Source organism: Streptomyces sp. NPDC048514 (genome assembly GCF_043199955.1).
Taxonomy (GTDB): domain Bacteria; phylum Actinomycetota; class Actinomycetes; order Streptomycetales; family Streptomycetaceae; genus Streptomyces.
Map to the genome: position 1 here is coordinate 243,349 of NZ_JBICWT010000014.1, position 16,352 is coordinate 259,700.

Annotated in this window: 13 protein-coding genes; 5 read left to right on the plus strand and 8 right to left on the minus strand. The window is 70.7% G+C overall.

Features of this window, described 5'->3' with window-relative positions:
* Positions 1-14 precede the first annotated feature (14 nt).
* The 3 genes from ACGFT2_RS29720 (at position 15) to ACGFT2_RS29730 (ending at position 3,106) form a co-directional block, all read left to right on the plus strand.
* On the plus strand, positions 15-1,025 hold the full coding sequence (locus ACGFT2_RS29720) for a helix-turn-helix transcriptional regulator (RefSeq protein WP_393283973.1): 1,011 nt from the start codon (positions 15-17) through the stop codon (positions 1,023-1,025).
* A 99-nt stretch (positions 1,026-1,124) separates the two neighbouring features.
* Entirely contained in the window at positions 1,125-2,129 is a 1,005-nt protein-coding gene (locus ACGFT2_RS29725; RefSeq protein WP_393283976.1) for a LuxR C-terminal-related transcriptional regulator, read from the plus strand.
* On the plus strand, positions 2,126-3,106 hold the full coding sequence (locus ACGFT2_RS29730) for a helix-turn-helix transcriptional regulator (RefSeq protein ID WP_393283979.1): 981 nt from the start codon (positions 2,126-2,128) through the stop codon (positions 3,104-3,106). Before ACGFT2_RS29725 ends, ACGFT2_RS29730 begins: the two co-directional genes overlap by 4 nt.
* Here ACGFT2_RS29730 and ACGFT2_RS29735 read toward each other — a convergent pair.
* The 7 genes from ACGFT2_RS29735 to ACGFT2_RS29765 form a co-directional block, all read right to left on the minus strand.
* Complete coding sequence (locus ACGFT2_RS29735) at positions 3,069-4,112, minus strand: LuxR C-terminal-related transcriptional regulator (protein WP_393283982.1); 1,044 nt, start codon at positions 4,110-4,112, stop codon at positions 3,069-3,071. The genes ACGFT2_RS29730 and ACGFT2_RS29735 overlap by 38 nt on opposite strands.
* 473 nt (positions 4,113-4,585) lie before the next feature.
* Positions 4,586-5,692, minus strand: a complete 1,107-nt coding sequence (locus tag ACGFT2_RS29740; protein ID WP_393283984.1) for a sugar ABC transporter substrate-binding protein — start codon at positions 5,690-5,692, stop codon at positions 4,586-4,588.
* A 461-nt stretch (positions 5,693-6,153) separates the two neighbouring features.
* Positions 6,154-6,606 carry a heat shock protein transcriptional repressor HspR gene (locus ACGFT2_RS29745; protein WP_393283987.1) on the minus strand — a complete coding sequence of 151 codons (453 nt, stop codon included), beginning with the start codon at positions 6,604-6,606 and terminating at the stop codon, positions 6,154-6,156.
* A gap of 5 nt (positions 6,607-6,611) precedes the next feature.
* Positions 6,612-7,787 (minus strand): molecular chaperone DnaJ, encoded by a 1,176-nt coding sequence (dnaJ, locus tag ACGFT2_RS29750; RefSeq protein WP_393283990.1) that lies wholly within the window; start codon positions 7,785-7,787, stop codon positions 6,612-6,614.
* 39 nt (positions 7,788-7,826) lie between these two features.
* The gene (gene grpE / locus ACGFT2_RS29755; protein ID WP_393283993.1) at positions 7,827-8,489 is read right to left on the minus strand and encodes a nucleotide exchange factor GrpE; all 663 of its coding nucleotides are present in this window, start codon (positions 8,487-8,489) and stop codon (positions 7,827-7,829) included.
* Positions 8,486-10,333 carry a molecular chaperone DnaK gene (gene dnaK / locus ACGFT2_RS29760; RefSeq protein ID WP_393283996.1) on the minus strand — a complete coding sequence of 616 codons (1,848 nt, stop codon included), beginning with the start codon at positions 10,331-10,333 and terminating at the stop codon, positions 8,486-8,488. Before dnaK ends, grpE begins: the two co-directional genes overlap by 4 nt.
* A 94-nt stretch (positions 10,334-10,427) precedes the next feature.
* Entirely contained in the window at positions 10,428-11,447 is a 1,020-nt protein-coding gene (locus ACGFT2_RS29765; RefSeq protein ID WP_393283999.1) for an MraY family glycosyltransferase, read from the minus strand.
* Positions 11,448-11,678: 231 nt separating this feature from the next.
* Between ACGFT2_RS29765 and ACGFT2_RS29770 the strand changes: the two genes are divergently transcribed.
* Positions 11,679-13,973 (plus strand): (Fe-S)-binding protein, encoded by a 2,295-nt coding sequence (locus tag ACGFT2_RS29770; protein ID WP_393284002.1) that lies wholly within the window; start codon positions 11,679-11,681, stop codon positions 13,971-13,973.
* A gap of 91 nt (positions 13,974-14,064) precedes the next feature.
* Here ACGFT2_RS29770 and ACGFT2_RS29775 read toward each other — a convergent pair whose 3' ends face one another.
* A complete protein-coding gene (locus tag ACGFT2_RS29775) occupies positions 14,065-14,391 on the minus strand; it encodes an antibiotic biosynthesis monooxygenase family protein (protein WP_393284005.1) in 327 nt (108 codons plus the stop codon).
* 303 nt (positions 14,392-14,694) lie between these two features.
* Here ACGFT2_RS29775 and ACGFT2_RS29780 point away from each other — a divergent pair, with 303 nt between their 5' ends.
* Positions 14,695-16,176, plus strand: coding sequence for an FG-GAP and VCBS repeat-containing protein (locus ACGFT2_RS29780; protein WP_393284008.1), 1,482 nt, complete (start codon positions 14,695-14,697; stop codon positions 16,174-16,176).
* Positions 16,177-16,352 lie beyond the last annotated feature (176 nt).

Genomic DNA, 16,352 nt, shown 5'->3' on the forward strand with positions numbered 1-16,352 from the left:
CATCATGTTCCTGCATGTTCAGGACCCTGGGGGGTGGAGATTTGACAACAAATCCGGCAGAACCGACACATCCCCACGCCATCACTGACCTCTGTGAGGAAGGAAGGCGTCTCTACGCCAACGCGCTGCGCACGGGGCGGATCGCCCGCACCGACGCCGAGGCCGCCCCTTGCCTCATGGAGTTCGCCCTCCTGCACCCCGACCTCGACGACGCGAACTGGCTGCGGCCGGTTCCCCCCTCGGTGGCCCTGGCGCAGCGGCTCAATCCGATCGAACGCGAGATATCCGAGCGCCGCCGCACCTCGAACGAACTGGCGGAGGTCTTCGAACCGTTCATGACGCTCACCGCTCAGGGCGGGGACCCGACGCACTCGATCACCGTGCTGGAAGGGCTCGACCGCATCAACGCCGCGCTCGACCTGGCCACCGACCAGTGCCGCAACGAGATGCTCACGGTCCAGCCGAGCGCCCGCCACCCCGAACGCCGGGTCATCGAGGGCCTGGAGCGCGACAGGACCCTGATAGAGCGGGGCGTGCGGATCCGGACGCTGTACCAGCACACCGCCCGCTACAGCCCCGAACGGCTCGCCTACGTGGACCAGTTCGCCAACGGCAAGGCGGAGTACCGCACCATCGACGAACTGGTCGAGCGCCTCATCATCTGCGACGAGACGGTCGCCTTCATCCCCATACGGGACGACCGGCAGGTCGCCCTGGAACTGCGTCACCCGGGCCTCGTCTGCTACCTGATCAAGGTGTTCGAGTTCATGTGGGACCGCGCCGTGCCACTGAGCGCCGGCACCCCGTACGAGACCGCCCCCGACGGCATCACCGAGATCCAGCACTCCATCGCCAAGCTCCTGGTGGAGGGCCACGTCGACGAGGCGATCGCCCGCCGCCTGGGCATGAACGTGCGCACCTGCCGGGCCCACATCGCCAAGCTCGCCCAGGCGCTCGGCAGCGGCAGCCGCGCCCAGCTCGGCTATCTCATCGCACAGTCCGGAATGCTGGACCGGGACCACTGACGCGATGGTCCCGCCGGGAGCGACACGCGAGGGCACGGGCTCGGACGCCGGACGGCTCCCGCACCCGGCCGAGCCGGCCGGCGAGGCGGGAGCGGCCCGGTGAGCACGGCACCACATTGCGGGCACGGCGTGGAGGACCTGTGCGCGGCGGGCACGGACCTGTACACGCGTGCCCTGCGCGACGGGCACGTGCGTGCAGGGGACGCCGCCGGTACGCCCTGCCTGGTCGACTTCGGGCTGCTGCGGCCTTCCGCACCGGACCCCGGGCGCCTGGAGCCCGTCCCGCCGGCCGTGGCGCTGCACCGGCTGCTGCGCTCGGCGGCGGACCGGATCGCCGGCGAGCGGCGGCGCGAGGCCCTGGTTGCCGACGCGTTCGAACCGCTCATGCGGATCGACGGCCGGCGGACCGAGACCGGCACCGACACCCCCACGCTGCGGGTGCTCAGCGGCACGGCGCGGATCAACGAGGCCATCACGGAGGCCATGTCCGCGGCCCGCCGCGAGGTGCTGTGCGTCCAGCCGCACCACGAACTGAACACCCCGCGCGGCCATGCCTCGTCACGTGCCGCCGTGCGGCGGGACCAGGAACTGCTGGACCGCGGCGGCCGGATCCGCACGCTGTACCAGCACACCCTGCGCCATCTGCCCACCGTCGCCGGGTACTACGAGCAGCTCAGCGGCGACACCGAGGCGCGCAGCCTGGACGAGGTCACCGACCGTCTGATCGTCATCGACCGCGCCGTCGCCTTCCTCCCGGCGAACGCCGACGCCACCCTGGCCCTGGAGGTGGGGCATCCCGCGCTGATCTCGTACTTCGTGACGGTCTTCGACCGGCTGTGGCGGCTGGCCACGCCCATGTATCCGCAGGCCGTCCAACGGCCCACCGTGGGCGGGGTCACGCCCCGCCAGCGGGCGATCGCCGCACTGCTGGTCGAGGGCCACACCGACGCGGTCATCGCCGAACGGCTCGGCATGAACGTCCGCACCGCCCGGGTCCACATCGCCAAGCTCGCCGCCACCCTCGGCAGCGACAGCCGCGCCCAGCTCGGCTACCTCATAGGGCGGTCGGGGATCCTCGACCGCCGCACGGAGGCGGTCCGGTGAACCACCGCGAGCACGGCGTCGAGGAGCTGTGCGCCGCCGGGGAGAAGCTCTACGAGCGCGCCCTGCGGGACGGGCACCTGCCCGCCGCCGAGGCCGCCGAGGCGCCCTGCCTGACCGGCCTGGGGCTGCTGCACCCGGCCGTCGACGACCTCGCCCGCCTGGAGCCCGTCGCCCCCGCCGCCGTGCTGAACCGCTTCCTGCGCGCCTCCCGTGCCCGCATCGCCGGGGAACGGCGCCGGGAGGAGCGGCTGATGGAGCTCTTCGAGCCCCTCATGCACGCCGGCAGCCGGCACGGTACGCCCGCCGACACCCCCACCCTGCGCCTCCTCGGCGGCACCGAGGTGATCAACCGCGCGATCGGCGACGCCATGGCCGAGGCGACCGGCGAGGTGTGCTGCGTCCAGCCCAACACCCACTACCACGACGAACGCGGGCGGCTCGCGCAGAGCCGGGCCATGGAGCGCGACCAGGCACTGCTCGGCCGGGGTGGCCGTATCCGCACCCTGTACCAGCACACCCAGCGCCATCTGCCGCTCATCCGCTCCCGATACGAGCGGCTGCGCGGCCGCGCCGAGGCCCGCACGCTCGACGAGCTGCCGGACCGGCAGATCGTCATCGACGGCACGGTGGCGTTCCTCCCGGCCGGCGACGACCAGCGGCTCGCCCTGGAGGTACGCCACCCGGCCCTGGTCGGCTTCTTCCTCACCGCGTTCGACCGGCTGTGGCGGCTGGCCACGCCGATGTACCCGCAGGCCGTCCAGCCGCCGTCGCTCGGCGGCATCACGCCCCGCCAGCACGCCATCGCCGCGCTCCTGGTCGAGGGCCACACCGACGCGGTCATCGCCGAACGGCTCGGCATGAACGTCCGCACCGCGCGGCTGCACATCGCCAAGCTCGCCACCGCCCTCGGCAGCGACAGCCGCGCCCAGCTCGGCTACCTCATAGGACAGTCGGGGATTCTTGATCCGGAGCGGTGAGCGCGGAGGCCGGCCGGCCCCGGCGGTGGCCGTCCAGCCCCACCTGGGCGATCCGCACGCCCAGCTGGGTACGGCTGGCCGCGCCCAGCGTCTCCGAGAGCCGGGCGATGTGGGCGCGGCAGGTACGGACGCTGATGCCGAGCCGCTCGGCGATCACCGCGTCCTGATGCCCCTCGGCGAGCAGTGCGGCGATGGACTGCTCGCGGTGCGAGATGCCCTCGATGCCGGTGTCGGGCAGCGGGGCGGTGAGCGGGATGGCCAGCCGCCACAGCCGCTCGAAGACCGTCACCAGGTACTCGACGAGCGCCGGGTGGCGCAGCTCCAGGGCCATCGTGCGGTCGGAGTTGGCGGGGATGAAGGCCACCGTGCGGTCGAAGAGGATCAGCCGGTCTATGACCTCGTCCAGGCTGCGGGCCTCGACCGTGTCGCCCATCAGCTCCAGGTAGTTGAGCAGCCCCTGCCCGTGCCGGGCCACATGCGTGTACAGGTCGCGCATGCGCACACCGCGCCCGCGCAGGGTCAGCGCCCGGTGCAGCCCCTCGGTCAGCTCCGCCTCGCGCCGGATGCCGCCAGGCTGCACCGTGAGCACCTCGGTGGTGCACGCCTCGGTCGCCTCGTCCATGGCCGCCTGGATGCGGGAGAGCCCTTCCAGCACGCGGATGGCGCTGCCCTCGGCCGGTGCGGCCAGGGCGTTCAGCTGCCGGCCCAGGTCCGCGTACCACTCGAAGGCGGACACCGCCGAGCCCACCCGCCGCTGACTCTCGCTGACCTCGTCGTAGACGCCGCGCAGCAGCCTGGTCATGACCTCCTGCGGGGAGGTCGGCACCAGGTAGTCCATGTCGTCGGGGTCCGGGTGCAGCAGGGCCAGCTCCAGCAGGCAGGGCACCGGCCCGGCGTCCGTGCGCGGCACCCGTCCCCGGCGTACGGCACGGGAATAGACACGGTCCCCGGCCTCACACAGCCGGTCGGCACCGTGAGGATGCTCCTCCGCCCCGTGCCCGGCCATCGCCCATTCCACCCCCGGTGTGCTGCCTCTTCCGCAGCGCAACTATGCGCGGCGCCGACCAGGTCCGCAACACGGCTCTCCCGACGAGCGCTGTCGCAAACCCCTGTTTTGCCCGGGTTTCGTCCAGGCTCCGCCCCTCGCATTGCAACAAGCTGATGGTGGTGGGGCGGACTTCACCGGGGCATCGTTGTTCCCGCTTCCCCCGGGTGCCCCAGGCACCCGGAGCGGCCTCGGCCCCGGGCGCCCCCCGCCCGGCCGGGGCCGCCGCATCGCGCCCACGGGGGTGGCGCGACGCCGGGGAGCGGCCGTGGGCCCGGCCGAGGGCCCACGGCCTCGAGCCGTACGACACGTCGTCGTACGGCTCTCGGTCGTGCCTCGGGGCCCTGCCGCCGGGAGTCCGGCCCGGGTCCGGCGTGGGTCCGGCCGGAGTCCGGCCGCGGTCCGGCCCGGCTCCGGTCAGGATCCACCGGCCGTCACTTCAGGCCGATCGCCGCGCAGGACGCCTTGTACCTGGCGGTGCAGATGTCGGCGGCGGTGTAGATGCCGTCCTCGATGACCGTGTCCTTGATGCTGCTTTTGGTCAGCTCGCTCACCTGCACCAGCCTGGCCGGGATGGCCTTGCTGGTGGGGCTGTCGACCCTGTCCTGGGTGAGGGCGTCGAACCGGATGTCCTTGCCCTGGATCTTGGTGACGGCCATCTGCGCGGCGGCCTCGGCCTCGTCCGGGTAGGACTTGTAGACGCTCATGTACTGCTCGCCCGCCACCACCCGCTGCACGGCGTCGAGTTCGGCGTCCTGGCCGGTGATCGGGGGCAGGTCGGTGACGCCGGCCGCCTTGAACGCCTTGATGACACCGCCCGCCATGCCGTCGTTGGCGGCGTAGACGGCCGCGATGTTGCCCTTGCCGATCTTCGCGATCGCCTCGGCCATGTTGGCCTCGGCGTTCTCCGGCTTCCAGTCCTTGGTGTCGTAGGACGCGGCGATCGTCACCTTGCCGGTCAGCTCGGACAGGGCGCCCTGCTTGAACTGCTTGGCGTTCGGGTCGGTGGGCGAGCCGTTCATCATGACGATCTTGTCGGAGCTGTCGACGCCCGACCCCAGGGACTCCAGCAGGCTGCGGGCCTGCACCTCGCCGACCAGCTCGTTGTCGAAGGAGATGTAGGCGTCGATCGGGCCCTCGGCGAGGCGGTCGTAGGCGATGACCGGGATGCCGGCGTCCTTGGCCTTCTTCACCCCGTCGGCGACGGCGTGCGCGTCGACGGCGTCGAGCAGGATGACGTCGACCTTGTCGTCCACCATCTGCTGCAGCTGCTCGGACTGACGGGTGGCGCTCGCGTTCGCGTTGGCGTACTCGACCTTGCCCTGCTTCTTGGTGAGTTCGGCCACCTTGTCCTTGATGATGGGGTAGTCGAACCTGTCGTAGCGGGAGTTGGCCTTCTCCGGGAGCAGCAGGCCCACGGTGACGTCGTCGCCCTTGGTCGGGCTCGCGCTCGCGCTGTCCCCCGTGGCGTTCAGCACGCCGCAGCCGGCGAGCGAGAGGGTCAACGTGGACGCGGCCACGGATATGGCGATACGGCGCATTCGGGGGCTCACTTCAGGTGCGTTCCGGACGTGGGTGCTGCTATACGACCCAGGTGTCTGAAAAGACAACGCGGATGCCGTACCCGGCGTCAAGCGGAATCACTTAACGAGTCCGCAACACCACGCTCGGGTGACCCTGTGAAGGGGGCGCGGAACCCCCTGCAAACACTCTTTACGGACCCTCCACGCAATCGGAGTTCACAGGCGGCCACAGATCGGCACGACCGGTCCGTTCCCGGCACCTCACGATCACCGTGTGATCACCATGCGATCACCGGGCGGCGCACCGCCGGCGCGCGGATTCGACCAGATGAGCGAACAGACTCCGCCAACGGGGATGGCACGGAGAAGGGCCCGCAGGCTCTGACGCCTGCGGGCCCTTCGTCGCTCCGTCGCTCCGCCACGCCTGCCGGAGGGCCGGCCCGGCCACTGCCGCCGGTCGGCCCGGCCGCTGCTACGGATCAGTCCGGCTGCTGCTGCCGCTTGGGCCGCCACACCACGAGCGCGCTGGTCTGCTGGACCTCCTGGTACGGGACCAGGTCCCGGCGGTAGGAGGCGTGGACGGCGGCCTCGCGCTGCCGCATCGCGGCCGCCGCGCCGTCCAGGGCCGCCTCCATCTCCGCCATGCGGGACTGCAGGGCGGCGACCTGGTTCTCCAGCTCGATGATCCGCTTGATGCCGGCCAGGTTGATGCCCTCGTCCTGCGACAACTGCTGCACCTGGCGGAGCAGTTCGATGTCGCGGGCCGAGTAACGGCGGCCCCGGCCGGCGGTGCGGTCGGGGGAGACCAGGCCGAGGCGGTCGTACTGGCGCAGCGTCTGCGGGTGCAGTCCGGAGAGCTGGGCCGCCACCGAGATGACGTAGACCGGGGTCTCCTCGGTCAGTTCATACGGATTACGTCGACGGCCGTCCATCACTCTCAGGCTCCCTTCGCGGCCTCGAACAACTCCGCCCGCGGGTCCTCGCCCGCGGTCGCCTCGCGATACGCCTCCAGCGCGTCACGAGCCTTCCCCGACAGGTCCGTGGGGACACTCACCTCGACGGTGACCAGCAGATCGCCGCGAGTGCCGTCCTTGCGGACCGCGCCCTTGCCCCGCGCCCGCATGGTACGGCCGTTCGGGGTGCCGGGCGGCAGTTTCAGGGTGACGGAGGGGCCGCCTAGAGTCGGCACCCGCACCTCGCCGCCGAGAGCGGCCTCGGTGAACGTCACCGGCACGGTGACGGTGAGGTTGTCGCCCTTGCGGCCGAACACCGGGTGCTCTCCGACGTGCACCGCCACGTACAGATCGCCCGCCGGTCCGCCCCGCTCGCCGGGCGCGCCCTTGCCGCGCAGCCGGATGCGCTGCCCGTCGGTGACGCCCGCCGGGATGCGGACCTGCATCGTGCGGGAGGACTTGGCCCGGCCGCTGCCCTTGCACTCCAGGCAGGGGTGCTCGGCGATCAGGCCGCGGCCCCTGCAGTCGGGGCAGGGGTCGGTCAGCGAGAAGCCGCCGCCCGAGCCCCGGGCGACCTGCCCGGTGCCGACACAGGTCGGGCACACACGCGGTGTGCCGTTCTTGTCGCCGGTGCCGGAGCAGGCCTTGCAGGGCTGCTGGGACGTCATCCGCAGCGGGACCGTCGCCCCCTCGATCGCCTCGGTGAAGCTGAGGGTGACCTCGGTGTCGATGTCCTGCCCGCGCCGCGGCTGGGTCCGGGTCGCCCCCGTGCCACCGCGGTTGAACAGGCCCCCGAAGACGTCCCCGATCCCGCCGCCGAAGCCGCCGCTCTGGGCACCGCCCCCGCCGGCGCCTCCGAAGAGGTCGCCCAGGTCGAAGTTGAAGGAGCCGCCGGCGCCCGGCCCGGGGCGGAAGCCGCCGTTGCCGAACAGGGCGCGCGCCTCGTCGTACTCCTTGCGCTTCTTGGGGTCGCCGAGCACGTCGTTCGCCTCGGAGACCTCCTTGAAGCGCTCCTCGGCCTTGACGTTGCCCTTGTTGGCGTCCGGGTGGAACTCGCGGGCGAGCTTCCGGTACGCCTTCTTGATCTCGGCCTCGGTGGCGTCCTTGGGGACGCCGAGGACCTTGTAGTAGTCCTTCTCGATGAAGTCCTTGGTGCTCATCCTCGACGTCCCTCCTCTCCTGCCTCGCTGGTGATTACGTCAGCCCTCCTCCGGGCCACCGTTCTCCTTGTCGTCGGCCTCGGCCGCCTCGGTGCTCTCCTCGGCGCCCTCCGCCTTGACCGTCTGCGCGCCGGGCTGCGGCTCGGCGACGGCCACCCGCGCGGGGCGGATGGTGCGCTCGCCGATGCGGTACCCGGGCTGCAGGATCGCCACGCAGGTCGTCTCGGTGACGTCCGGCGCGTAGGAGTGCATCAGGGCCTCGTGGATCGTCGGGTCGAAGGGCTCGCCCTCCTTGCCGAACTGCTGCAGGCCCATCTTGGCCGCGACGGTCTCCAGCGACTCGGCGACGGACTTGAAGCCGCCGACGAGTTCGCCGTGTTCCCGGGCGCGGCCGATGTCGTCGAGCACGGGCAGGAGTTCGGTCAGGAGGTTCGCCACGGCGATCTCCTTGACCGCGATCCGGTCGCGCTCGACACGGCGGCGGTAGTTCGCGTACTCGGCCTGGAGGCGCTGGAGGTCCGCCGTGCGCTCACCGAGCGCCGTACGCACCTGGTCCAGCTGGGCCACCAGACCCGCGTCTGCGTTTACGTCCCCGGCCGGGGCCGCCCCCTCTTCGGGAGCGGCCTTCGACTCGGCGTCTTCGGGGGTCGCGCCGGAGGGGACGTCGGGCTTCTCCTCGAAGCCCGGGGTCTCCTCCGTCACGCGGCACCGTCCTTGCGCTCGTCGTCCACGATCTCGGCGTCCACGACGTCGTCGTCGGCCTTGGCCTCGCCGGCACCGGCCTCACCGGCACCGCCGGCGGCCTGGGCGCCCTGAGCGTCGGCGTACATCGCCTGGCCCAGCTTCTGCGAGACGGCGGCGACCTTCTCGGTGGCGGTGCGGATCTCGGCGGTGTCCTCGCCCTTGAGGACTTCCTTCAGCTCGCCGACAGCGGTCTCGACCTCGGTCTTGATCTCGCCGGGGACCTTGTCCTCGTTGTCCTTGAGGAACTTCTCGGTCTGGTAGACGAGCTGCTCGCCCTGGTTGCGGGTCTCGGCGGCCTCGCGGCGGGCGTGGTCCTCCTCCGCGTACTTCTCGGCCTCCTGGCGCATGCGGTCGACCTCGTCCTTCGGCAGCGAGGAGCCGCCGGTGACGGTCATCTTCTGCTCCTTGCCCGTGCCCAGGTCCTTGGCGGTCACGTGCATGATGCCGTTGGCGTCGATGTCGAAGGCGACCTCGATCTGCGGGACGCCACGCGGCGCCGGCGGCAGACCGGTCAGCTCGAACATGCCGAGCTTCTTGTTGTACGCCGCGATCTCGCGCTCGCCCTGGTAGACCTGGATCTGCACGGACGGCTGGTTGTCCTCGGCCGTCGTGAAGATCTCGGACCGCTTGGTCGGGATCGTGGTGTTGCGCTCGATCAGCTTGGTCATGATGCCGCCCTTGGTCTCGATACCGAGGGACAGCGGGGTGACGTCGAGCAGCAGGACGTCCTTGACCTCACCCTTGAGGACACCGGCCTGCAGGGCGGCGCCGATGGCGACGACCTCGTCCGGGTTGACGCCCTTGTTGGCCTCGTTGCCGCCGGTCAGCTCCTTGACCAGCTCGGCGACGGCGGGCATACGGGTGGAGCCGCCGACGAGGACGACGTGGTCGATCTCGCCGAGCTGGATGCCGGCGTCCTTGATGACGTTGTGGAACGGCGTCTTGCAGCGCTCCAGCAGGTCGGCCGTCAGCTGCTGGAACTGAGCGCGGGTGAGCTTCTCGTCCAGGTGCAGCGGGCCCTCGGCGGACGCCGTGATGTAGGGCAGGTTGATCGAGGTCTCGGTGGACGAGGACAGCTCGATCTTGGCCTTCTCGGCGGCCTCGCGGAGGCGCTGCAGGGCCATCTTGTCCTTGGACAGGTCCACGCCGTGACCCGACTGGAACTGCTTGACCAGGTAGTCGACGACGCGCTGGTCCCAGTCGTCACCACCGAGGTGGTTGTCACCGTTGGTGGCCTTCACCTCGACGACGCCGTCGCCGATCTCCAGCAGGGACACGTCGAACGTGCCGCCACCGAGGTCGAAGACGAGGATCGTCTGGTCGTCCTTGTCGAGGCCGTACGCGAGCGCGGCCGCGGTGGGCTCGTTCACGATGCGCAGGACGTTCAGGCCGGCGATCTCGCCGGCCTCCTTGGTCGCCTGACGCTCGGAGTCGTTGAAGTACGCCGGGACGGTGATGACCGCGTCGGTCACCTTCTCGCCCAGGTAGGACTCGGCGTCCCGCTTCAGCTTCTGCAGGATGAACGCGGAGATCTGCTGGGGGTTGAAGTCCTTCCCGTCCAGCTGGATCTTCCAGTCGGTGCCCATGTGGCGCTTCACCGAGCGGATGGTCCGGTCCACGTTCGTGACCGCCTGGCGCTTGGCGACCTCGCCGACGAGCACTTCACCGTTCTTGGCGAAGGCGACGACGGACGGCGTGGTCCTGGCACCCTCGGCGTTGGTGATGACGGTGGGCTCGCCGCCCTCCAGAACGCTGACGACGGAGTTAGTCGTGCCCAGGTCGATGCCGACCGCACGTGCCATGGTTGATTCCTCCAGCTGACTTGAGTGGAACAGACTCAAGTGTGCATGACCGCGTCCGCTCGGTCAACAGACCTGAGCCAGCTGGGCTCAACTCTTATCCGTTCCTTACACGCAACGAACCCGTGACCTGCGTGGATTCGGTGTGGCGGGGCGGCTTGATCGGGACCAGAAGAAGTACGAGAACGGCGAGCAGCGCCACTCCCGCAACCCACCACACGGCCCGGCCCCCCGTCCAGCCGGTGTGCACGAGCACCCCCACGAGCACCGACGAGAAGGAGCCGGCACCCAGCAGCACGACGGACCCCTGGGGGGTGAGCCCGAGCCGCCGCAGCCGGTGCGCGAGATGGTCGGGACCCCGCCTGAGCAGCGGGCGCCGGGACACCAGCCGGGCGAGGACCACCAGGACGGTGTCGGCGACGGCGACCGCGCCGAGACCGAACACCACGGCCGCGCTCGGGCCGATCGCGTACCCCGCACGCGTGAAGACCAGGGACGCCGACAGCAGGAATCCTGTGAACAGCGAACCGCAGGCCCCCATCCCCACCCGCGCGGGATGCCAGTTGTGCATGAGGAAGCCGGTGAGGGCGGCGGCGAACACGCTCAGCAGGACGGCGAGCCCGTCCATCACCTCGGCGGCGGCACAGGCGCCCGCCCCGAACGCGGTGACCACCCCGACGGTCCCGGCCAGCCCGTCGGCGTGGTCGAGCCCCTTGAAGGCGAGGGAGGCGAGCGCGATCCAGCCCACCGCCAGCGCCCCGCCCGGCACGCCGGTCTCGTCGTACGGCACCACACAGGCAGCGGCGACGAACGCGCCGGCGACGAGCACACGCGCGCGCAGCCGCCACACGTCGGCGACGAGGCCCAGTGCCGCGAGCGCGGCGGCGGCGACCAGGAGCCTGCCGACCCCGTCCCCGAGCGGGGCCACCCGCGTCCACTGCCCCACCCAGGCGACCAGACAGGTGACGGCCACCACGGCGAGGCCGCCGAGCACCGGAAGGGGCCGCTGCCGGCGCCGGTCGAGGATGCCCAGCCGCAGCGCGGGCACTCTGAGCAGCGCCGCGAGCACGGCGGCGAGGAAGAGGGCGGCGGTGGCGGCGGCGATCCCGTAGAGCACGGCTCTAAGGTAGGTGCGAATGTAGCAATTCGGGATGAATAACACGATCGGATTGCCCGTGGGATGCAATAGGCGTACGCGCGGACGCGGGGAAAGGCAGACCTCAGCGACCCAGATCACCCCGCGCCCGGCTGCATCCCGAAGGAAGATGGGGGTAGTCTCAGACGGACTGCATAAGTTACCGCTTAGTAATGTCGCTCGGTCAAAATCGAGGCCGCTTCAGGAGCCCCAATGCAACTCGCCGCGATCATCGTGTCGCTGGTCCTGATCGTGGTCGGCGTGGCACTGTTCGGCCGCGCCTGCCTGCAGATCTTCAACTTCATGCGGCTCGGCCAGCCGGTACCGGCCGGGGCCCGGACCGACAATCCGTACGCGCGCACCGTGACCGTGGTGCGCGAGTTCCTCGGCCACACCCGGATGAACCGCTGGGGCGTCGTCGGCGTGGCGCACTGGTTCGTGGCCATCGGCTTCTACACCCTGCTGCTGACGATCGTGAACGCGTTCGGCCAGCTGTTCAAGGCGGACTGGCTCCTGCCGATCATCGGCGAATGGGCGCCCTACAACGTCTACGTCGAGTTCATCGGCACGATGACGGTGCTCGGCATCCTCGCCCTGCTCGTCATCCGGCAGCTGAGCAAGCCGAACAAGCCGGGCCGCAAGTCCCGCTTCGCCGGCTCCAACTTCGGCCAGGCGTACTTCGTCGAGGCCGTCATCCTCATCGTCGGCGTCTGCATCTTCATGCTGCACGCCCTGGAGGGCGCCCAGCACCACGTGGACGGCTACGAGGCCTCCTTCTTCATCTCGTACCCGGTCGTCTCGTGGCTGAGGGGCCTGGACGTCTCCACGCTCCAGAACCTGACCTACTTCTTCGCCGGCCTGAAGATCGCGACCTCCTTCATCTGGATGATCGTGGTCGCGCTGAAGACCGACATGGGTGTCGCGTGGCACCGCTTCCTGGCGTTCCCGAACATCTGGTTCAAGCGGGACGCGAAGGGTGGGACGGCGCTGGGCGCGCTGCTGCCGATGACGAGCGGCGGCAAGCCGATCGACTTCACCGACCCGGGCGACGACGACGTCTTCGGCGTCTCCCAGGTCGAGCAGTTCTCCTGGAAGGGCCTGCTGGACTTCTCCACCTGCACCGAGTGCGGGCGCTGCCAGTCGCAGTGCCCGGCGTGGAACACCGGCAAGCCGCTCTCCCCCAAGCTCCTGATCATGTCGCTGCGCGACCACGCCCACGCCAAGGCGCCCTACCTGCTCGCGGGTGGCGGCAAGTCCATGGAGGGCGAGGAGAAGGCGTCGCCGGAGCAGCTGAAGGACGTACCCGCCGCCGCACTGGCCGAGGCCGAGCGCCCGCTGATCGGCACCGCCGCGGAGCTGGGTGTCATCGACCCGGACGTGCTGTGGTCCTGCACCACCTGCGGTGCCTGTGTCGAGCAGTGCCCGGTGGACATCGAGCACGTCGACCACATCGTCGACATGCGCCGCTACCAGGTGATGATCGAGTCCGCGTTCCCGTCCGAGGCGGGCACGATGCTCAAGAACCTGGAGAAGAAGGGCAACCCCTGGGGCCTGGCGAAGAAGCAGCGCCTGGAGTGGACCAAGGAGGTCGACTTCGAGGTCCCGGTCGTCGGCAGGGACATCGAGGACCTCTCCGAGGTCGAGTACCTGTACTGGGTCGGCTGTGCCGGCGCCCTGGAGGACCGCGCGAAGAAGACCACCAAGGCCTTCGCCGAGCTGCTGCACATCGCGGGCGTGAAGTTCGCGATCATGGGCGGTGACGAGAAGTGCACCGGTGACTCCGCCCGCCGCCTGGGCAACGAGCCGCTGTTCCAGGAACTCGGCATGGAGAACGTCATGGCACTGAACATGGCGTTCGGCGAGGAGACGGACGACGAGGGCAAGGTCGTTCCCGAGTCCGCGAAGCCGAGGTCCGCGAAGAAGATCGTCGCGACCTGCCCGCACTGCCTGAACACCCTCGGCAACGAGTACCCGCAGCTCGGCGGCGACTACGAGGTCATCCACCACACCCAGCTGCTGCAGCACCTCGTCGACGAGGGCAGGCTGGTCCCCGTCACCCCGGTCGAGGGCATCATCACCTACCACGACCCGTGCTACCTGGGCCGCCACAACAAGATCTACACGCCGCCGCGCGAGATCATCGGCAAGGTCCCGGGCCTCAGGAACGAGGAGATGCACCGCCACAAGGAACGCGGCTTCTGCTGCGGCGCCGGCGGCGCGCGGATGTGGATGGAGGAGCGGATCGGCAAGCGCATCAACAACGAGCGCGTCGACGAGGCCCTCTCCCTCAACCCCGACATCGTCTCCACCGCCTGCCCGTTCTGCCTGGTCATGCTCACCGACTCGGTGAACGGCAAGAAGAACGACGGTCAGGCCAAGGAGTCCATCCAGGTCGTGGACGTCGCCCAGCTCCTGCTCGACTCCGTCCGGACCCCGGTCCCCGACGACGAGCCCCCCGCGGGCACGGCCGAGTCGGAGACCGCCCCCGAGCCCGAGCCGGTGAAGTAACCCCACCGGCCGAGCCGCCCCCGGGAACCCGACGGCGCCCCCTGACCCGCACAGGCAGGGGGCGCCGTCGTACGTCACGGGCCGCGGCGCGCTACGCCCCCTTGGGAGCCGCCTGCTGGACCACGTCGAAGGACCACAGGGTGGAGCCGGAGGCGGCTGGGCGGGGGCGCTCGGCGCCCTCGCCGGTGCCCTGGTGCGCGGACTTCATCGGCCCCTCCATCCACGCCTGGAAGGACTCCTCGTCACGCCAGCGCGTGTACACGAGGTACTGGTCGGTGCCCTCGACGGGCCGCAGCAGCTCGAACCACTCGAAGCCGTCGGAGTTCTCCACGGCGTGGGCCCGCGAGGCGAACCGCTTCTCCAGCGTCTCCCGCTGCTCGGCGGGGACGGTCAGCACGTTGATCTTCACTACGCTCATGCGCCAATCCTTACCCACACCCACCCGTCGGGCGCAGGCAGGACGCCGTCGCACACCGACCGGCGGCCGTGAACCGCCGTCATGCGAACCCGCCCGGCGGCCCTGAGACGCCGTCACCCGAACGTGCTCGGCGGTCTCGAAAGCTTTACCGGTCTCCCGTACAACCCTCACGCCCCCGCGCAGGTCTCTTGATCGCCGACCGCCCGGTGAACCGCGGTACAACAAGCGACGAACACGGGCAGTCCGCACCCCATCGACTGTGGATGCCCGCCAGGCATCCCCCGCATGCCGCAGGAGAACCGCATGCACAAGCACAGGCGTCTCGCCCTCGCGACGGCCACCGCGGCCGCGCTGACGGGCGGCCTGCTCACCTTCGTCGCCTCACCCGCGACCGCCGCCGACTCGGTCAAGGTCGCGAAGGCGGACTTCAACGGCGACGGCATCGGCGACATCGCCGCCTCCGCGCCCGGCGCATACGTCGGCGGCCACAAGGACGCCGGCCAGGTCGTCGTTCTGTACGGCACGGCCACCGGCGTTTCCTCCGCCAAGCGCACCACCATCAGCCAGGACACCACGGGCGTCCCCGGCACCGCCGAGGCCGGCGACGGCTTCGGCCGCGAGACGGCGTACGGCGACTTCAACGCCGACGGCTACGACGACCTCGCCGTCGGCAGCCCGTTCGAGAAGGTCGGCAACGACACCAACGGCGGCGACCTCGTCGTCCTGTGGGGCTCGAAGAGCGGCCTGACCGGCAAGTCCGCCCACCTGGTCGACCCGGCCGTCTCCGGCCACGACTACTGGGGCAAGGACCTCGCCGCCGGCGACTTCGACGGCGACGGCAAGACCGACCTGGTCGTCGGCAGCTCCTCCGCCACCCTGTACCTCTACAAGGGCGGCATCAGCGGCTCCGGCACCGCGGGCAGCATCACCACCATCAAGCCGCCCATCCAGAACGGCAGCAACGACTACCCGTTCGGCCCGATGAGCCTGACCGCCGGTGACGTCAACGGCGACGGCCGCACCGACCTCGTGGTCGACGGCTACGAGACCAAGTCGCAGTACGGCTGGAACACCAACTACTGGCTGCCCGGCACCGCGAGCGGTCTGAGCGGCTCGTCCGCCAAGACCCTCAAGTCCGGCATCATCACCGCCATCGGCGACATCAACGGCGACGGCTTCGGCGACATCGTCAGCGGCGCCGGCTGGGACGCCACCCTGTCCGACGGCACCGCCGTCCCGGACTCCTCCACCGGCGGCCGGGTGAACGTCACCTACGGTTCCGCCGCCGGCCCGGCGTCCACCACCGGCATCGACCAGAACACCGGCAACGTCCCCGGCACCTCGGAGAAGGGCGACTCCTTCGGCTGGGAGCTCGACCTCGGCGACGTCAACGGCGACGGCTACCAGGACCTCGTCGTCAGCACCCCGCTGGAGGACATCGACGGCGTCACCGACACCGGCGCGGTCACCGTCCTGTACGGCTCGCAGTCCGGCGTGAACACCGCCTCCGGCACCCAGTCGTTCAACCAGAACACCACCGGCGTCCCCGGCGGCAACGAGAAGAGCGACCTCTTCGGCAACGACGTCAAGCTCGACGACGTCACCGGTGACGGCAAGGCCGACCTGGTGATCGGCGCGACCGAGGACGCCGGTGACGGCGCCATCACCTACCTGCCGTCCGACGGCGAGAAGATCACCACCGCCGGTAGCCGTTTCATCGGCGCGGGCACCGTCGGCGTCTCCACCTCGGGCACCCCTCAGTTCAGCGCCGTCTTCGCCGACTGACCCGCCCGCACCACCCCTTCCACCAAGGCCGGGCCCGCGCACGTGGGCCCGGCCGCCCCCACCCCCCCCCCCCCCCCCCCCCCCCTCGCCCACCCCCCCCCCCCCCGGGCCCCCCCCCCCGCCCCCCGCCGGCGCGCCCCCCCCCCCCCCCCCCCCGCCCCCCCCCCCCCCGCCCG